The sequence below is a fragment of the Kitasatospora sp. A2-31 genome (genome assembly GCF_022288725.1).
Classification (GTDB): Bacteria; Actinomycetota; Actinomycetes; order Streptomycetales; family Streptomycetaceae; genus Kitasatospora.
The window spans coordinates 155,594-161,647 of the sequence record NZ_JAKNTA010000005.1 but is presented as its reverse complement, the minus strand read 5'-3'; the positions used below and the strand labels follow the sequence as shown (position 1 = coordinate 161,647).

Sequence of the window (6,054 nt, the reverse complement as noted above, 5' to 3'; positions counted from 1 at the left end):
CTCTGGCGGGCCATCGCGGTCAGCACACCATCCGGCCCCAACCCCAGGAACCGGCGCACCCCCGCCTCGTGCAACGTCCGCACACCGTCCGCGAACCGCACCGCCCGCCGCACATGCCGCACCCAATACCCAGGATCAGCCAACTCCTCCGAGACCAGACCACCCGTCACGTTCGACACCACCGCCATCCGCGGCGCCGCATACGACAGCCCACGGGCGACCTGCTCGAACTCCGCGAGCATCGGCTCCATACGCGGCGAGTGGAAGGCATGGCTCACCCGCAGACGAGAGGTCTTACGCCCCTCCCACCCCGGAAGCCACTCCTCGACGGCGTCGGCATCACCGGACACCACCACCGCCCGCGGGCCGTTCACGGCCGCGATCTCCAACCGGCCCTCGAACCCGACCAGCGACGCCGCGACCTCCTCCTCACCCGCCTGCACCGCAACCATCGCACCGCCCGCCGGCAGCGCCCCCATCAACCGGCCCCGCGCCACCACCAGCGCACACGCATCCGCCAGCGACAACACCCCCGCCACATGCGCGGCCACGATCTCACCGACCGAGTGACCCATCACATGATCCACACGGATCCCGAGGGACTCCACCAGACGGAACAGCGCCACCTCGACCGCGAACAACGCCGCCTGCGTGAACTCCGTCGCATCCAGCTCAGCCGCCTGCGCCGAACCCTCCGGCGCGCTCAACAACGCCCACACCGAACGACCCAGCAGCGGATCCAGCTCCGCACACACCCGCTCCAACGCGGCAGCGAACACGGGGAACACCCCCGCCAGCTCCACACCCATCCGCGCCCGCTGCGAACCCTGACCCGTGAACAACACCGCCGTCCGACCCGCCACCGCACGGCCCTCGACCACCCGAGCGGCCGGATCCCCGACCGCCAACGCGGCCAGGCCCGAGAGGAGTTCGTCCCGATCGGCAGCAACCACCACCCCACGGGAATCCAGCTGTGCCCGGGAGACCACCGACGAGAAGCCGACATCGGCGAGCGACAGTCCCGGCTCCGCCAGGAGGTGCGCCCGCAGCCGGTCCGCCTGCTCACGCAACGCCACCTCGGACCTGGCCGACACCACCACCGGCACGACCGGCAGCCCGGTCGACTCCGATGACTCAACCGGCTCGGTGGCGGGGGCCTCCTCCAGGATGACGTGGGCGTTCGTGCCGCTCACGCCGAACGAGGACACACCCGCACGCCGCGGACGCCCCTCGGACGCCGGCCACTCCCGCGCCTCGGTCAACAGCTCGACCGAGCCCGAGGCCCAGTCCACGTGCGGCGACGGCTCGTCCACGTGCAGCGTCCGCGGCAGAACGCCGTGCCGCATCGCCATCACCATCTTGATCACGCCGGCCACACCGGCAGCAGTGGAGCTGTGACCGATGTTGGACTTGATCGAGCCCAGCCACAGCGGGTCGCCGGCGCGCTCCCGGCCGTAGGTCGCCAGCAGCGCCTGGGCCTCGATCGGATCCCCCAGCTTCGTGCCCGTGCCGTGGCCCTCCACCGCGTCGACGTCCGCCGCGTCCAGGCCGGCGTTGGCCAGCGCCTGCCGGATGACCCGCTCCTGCGAGGGCCCGTTCGGGGCGGTCAGCCCGTTGCTCGCACCGTCCTGGTTGATCGCGCTTCCGCGCAGCACCGCCAGCACGTCGTGGCCCTTGCGGCGGGCGTCCGACAACCGCTCCACCACCAGCAGACCGAGGCCGTCCGAGAACCCCGTCCCGTCCGCCGCACCCGCGTACGCCTTGCAGCGACCGTCCGGCGCGAGACCACGCTGACGGCTGAAATCGATCAGCAGCTGGGGCCCCGTCATCACGGACACCCCACCGACCAGCGCCATCGAGCACTCGCCCGAGCGCAGCGACTGCGCCGCCATGTGCAACGCCACCAGCGACGACGAACACGCCGTGTCCACCGTGACCGCCGGGCCCTCCAGCCCGAGGCTGTAGGCCACGCGCCCGGACACCACACTCGTGGTCGTGCCGGTCAGCCGGTAGCCCTCCATCTCCGGCGCCGTCGAGCTGCCGTAGTCCGAGGTGACCGCGCCGCAGAAGACACCCGTGTCGCTGCCGCGCAGCGACGTCGGGTCGATGCCCGCGTCCTCGAACGCCTCCCACGCGGCCTCCAGCAGCAGCCGCTGCTGCGGGTCCATCGCCGTGGCCTCGCGCGGGCTGATCCCGAAGAACTCGGCGTCGAAGTCGGCGATGCCGTCGACGAAGCCACCGCTGCGCGTGTACGAGGTACCCAGGTGGTCCGGGTCCGGGTCGTAGAGCCCGTCCAGGTCCCAGCCGCGGTCGGTCGGCAGGCCGGATATCGCGTCGCGGCCGGTCGACACCAGCTCCCACAGCCCCTCGGGCGAGATGGCCCCGCCCGGGTAGCGGCAGCTCATGCCGACGATGGCCAGCGGCTCGTCGGTGTCCGTCCGGTGTGCCGGCACGGGCGCTGCCGGCCGGGACACCTCGATGGTCCCCATGGAGGAGAGCAGCATGCGCGCGGCGGCCACCGGGGTCGGGTGGTCGAAGACCAGGGTCGCGGGCAGACGGAGCCCGGTGGCCTGGGCGAGCCGGTTGCGCAGCTCGACCGCGCTCAACGAGTCGAACCCGAGCTCCTTGAACGCCCGCTCCGAATCGATCGCCGCACCCGAGGCGTGCCCGAGAACGGAGGCGACCTGCGTCTGCACCAGCTCCAGCACCACCCGCTCACGGTCCGCCTCCGGCACACCGGCGAGGCGCTGCGCGAGCGAGCCGCCCGTCTCCGCGCGCCGGGTCTGCGTCCGCACCAGCCCGCGCAGCAGCGGGGCCAGCATCCCGGCACGCGCACGGGACCGGAGGACGGCCGTGTCGAGCTTCACCGGGGCGACCAGGGCCGTGTCGGCGTTGAAGCTCTGGTCGAACAGGGCCAGGCCCAGCTCCGCGGAGAGGGCGCTGACGCCCATCCGCTCCAGCCGGGCGATCTCGTCGTCGCCGAGCTGCGCGGTCATGCCGCCGGCTTCGGTCCAGAGGCCCCAGGCCAGCGAGGTCGCGGGCAGGCCTTCGGCGCGACGCTTGGCGGCCAGGGCGTCGAGCGCCGCGTTGGCAGCCGCGTAGTTCGCCTGACCGGGAGCGCCGATGAGTGCCGCGACCGAGGAGAACAGGACGAACGCCGACAGGTCCATCCCCGCGGTGAGCTCGTGCAGGTGCCACGCCGCGTCGAGCTTGGGCCGCATGACCCGCTCGATCTGGTCGGCGGTCATCGACTCGATCACACCGTCGTCGAGCACGCCCGCCGCATGCACGACCGCGGTGAGCGGCTTCTCCAACGAGCCGATGATGCCGGCGAGTTGATTGCGGTCCGCGACGTCGCAGGCTTCGACCCGCGCGGTCGCGCCGGCCGCCGCCAGCTCCGCCACCAGCTCGGCCACACCCTCCGCCGCCGCACCGCGCCGGCTGACCAGCAGCAGGTCCCTGACGCCGTGGCGCTCCACCAGGTGCTTCGCGAACAGCGCACCCAGACCGGACGTACCACCGGTGATCAGGGCGGTGCCGGAGGGGTCGAGCGCCTGCGGGACGGTGAGGACGACCTTGCCGATGTTGCGGCCCTCGCGCAGGAACCTCAGCGCCTCGGCACCCCGACGCACATCCCACGAGCGGATGGGCGAGCTGGTGAGCGCGCCGTGCTCGAACAGCTCGGTGATCTCGACCAGCATCGCCTGCAGCCGGTCGATCCCCGCCCCGTCGAACAGGTCGAACGCCTGGTACCGGACGCCGGGGTGCGCGGTGCCGACGACCTCGGGATCGCGGATGTCGGTCTTGCCCATCTCGATGAACCGGCCGCCACCGGGCAGCAGTTCGAGCGTGGTGTCGACGTACTCGCCCGCGAGGGCGTTGAGCACCACGTCGACGCCCGCACCGTCGGTCGCCGCCAGGAACGCGTCCCGGAAGTCCAGGTCCCGCGAGGACGCGATCCGCCCGTCCGCGACACCCAGCGCCCGCACCGCGTCCCACTTGTGCGCACTCGCCGTCGCGAACACCTCCGCACCCAGGTGACGGGCCAGCTGCACCGCAGCCATCCCCACACCACCCGCGGCGGCGTGCACCAGCACCCGCTCCCCCACCTGCAGACCCGCGAGGTCGACCAGACCGTAGTACGCGGTCAGGTAGACCACCGGCACGGCCGCCGCCTGCGCGAACGACCAGCCCGCAGGCATGGGGACGACCATCCGGCGGTCGGCCACCGCCAGCGGGCCGAAACCCTGGGGCACGAATCCGAAGACGCGGTCGCCGGGCTTCAGGTCGGTCACCTCGGCACCGACCTCCAGCACCACACCCGCAGCCTCGCTGCCCAGCGGCGCCTCACCCGGATACATCCCCAGCGCGATCAGCACGTCCCGGAAGTTCACACCCGCGGCCCGCACATCGACCCGCACCTCACCCGCACCCAACGGCCGACCACCGTCCGACGGAACCAGCGCCAGATCCTCCAACGAACCCGCACGCCCCACCGCCAGACGCCACGCACCACCCGCCGGCAACGACGCCGCCACCCGCCCCAGCCTCGGCACCAGCACCCGACCACCACGCACCGCGACCTGCGGCTCGCCAGAGGCCAGCACCGCCCCCCAGTCCGGGAGACCCGGACCGTCGAGGTCCACCAGCACGAACCGACCCGGGTGCTCCGACTGCGCACTGCGCACCAGCCCCCACACCGAAGCCGGCGCCACCTCCGGCACCTCGTCACCCACACCCACACCCCGACGGGTCACCACCGCCAGCCGGGCCTCACCCAGCCCCTCGACGGCCAGCCACCCCTGCACCAGCCCCAGGACCTCCGCCGCAACCGCCCGCACCGCCTCCGGACCCCCGTCCACCGGCGCCGCAACCTCCGCGACCACCAGCCCCGGAACCTCCGCACCCCCGGCCACGGCACGCTCCACCGCCACCAGATCCGCGAACTCACCACCGAGCACGGCCACCCGCACCGCACCCACCGGCTCCGCCGCGACCTCCACCCAATCCACCCGGAACAGCGCATCACCCACACCCTGCGCACGCTCCAGCTGCGACGCATCCACCGGACGGAAGAAGAGCTTGTCCACGTGCAGCACCGGATCGCCCTGCTCGCCGACCACCTCGACCCGCAGCGCGGACTCGCCGGCCGGGGAGATCCGCACGCGGGCACGGGACGGCCCGCCCGCACCGAGGCGGACTCCGGACCAGGAGAACGGCAGAACAACCCCGTCGCCGGACTTCTCCCCCAGCAGACCGCCGTGCATGGCGGCGTCGAGGAGTCCCGGGTGCACGGCGAACCCGCCGTTGTCGGCGCCGTCGGGCAGCGCGAGCTCGGTGAAGACCTCCCCACCGCGGCGCCACGCGGCGCGCACGCACGCGAACATCGGACCGTAGTCGTAGCCGAGTTCCGTCATCCCCGTGTAGAGGGCGTCGGCCGACAGGGTCTCGGCGCCCACCGGCGGCCACACCTCGTGCCATTGGGCGACGTCGCTCTCAGGCGCGAGCCACCCGCGCCCGTGGCAGGTCACTTCCTGCAGCTCGTCCTCGGTGAGGCCTTCGGGCCGGCTGTAGATCGCCACTTCGCGGCGGCCGTCGTCACCGGCCGCGCCGATCGTGACCTGGACCTGGAGCACCGCATCGTCCTCCAGGACCAACGGCGCCTCCAACACCAGCTCGTCGGCCACGGGGCAGCCCGCCATCCGGCCGGCCGTCAGCGCCATCTCCACCAGCGCGATACCCGGCACGATCACCGTGCCCAGCACCATGTGGTCACGGGTCCAGGGCTGGGTCTCCTGGGAGATCCGCCCCGCGAACACCCACTCGTCCCGATCCCCCACCCGCACCGCCGCACCCAGCACCGGATGATCCACCCGCACCAGACCCGCCGCGGACACATCACCACTGCCGGAACCCGGCATCAACCAGAACCGCTCCCGCTGGAACGCATACGTCGGCAGCTTGACCCGGGCCGCACCCGTCTCCTTGTAGAACGCGGACCAGTCGACCGCCACACCCACCGCGAAGGCCTCGGCCAGCGACAACGCGAACCGC

1 protein-coding gene is annotated in these 6,054 nt (G+C 72.6%); it reads right to left on the bottom strand.

Annotated elements, in window-relative coordinates; all coding sequences use genetic code 11:
• Positions 1 to 6,054: type I polyketide synthase (locus tag MCM47_RS15680; RefSeq protein WP_238862642.1), on the bottom strand; the 6,054-nt coding region annotated here is incomplete at both ends.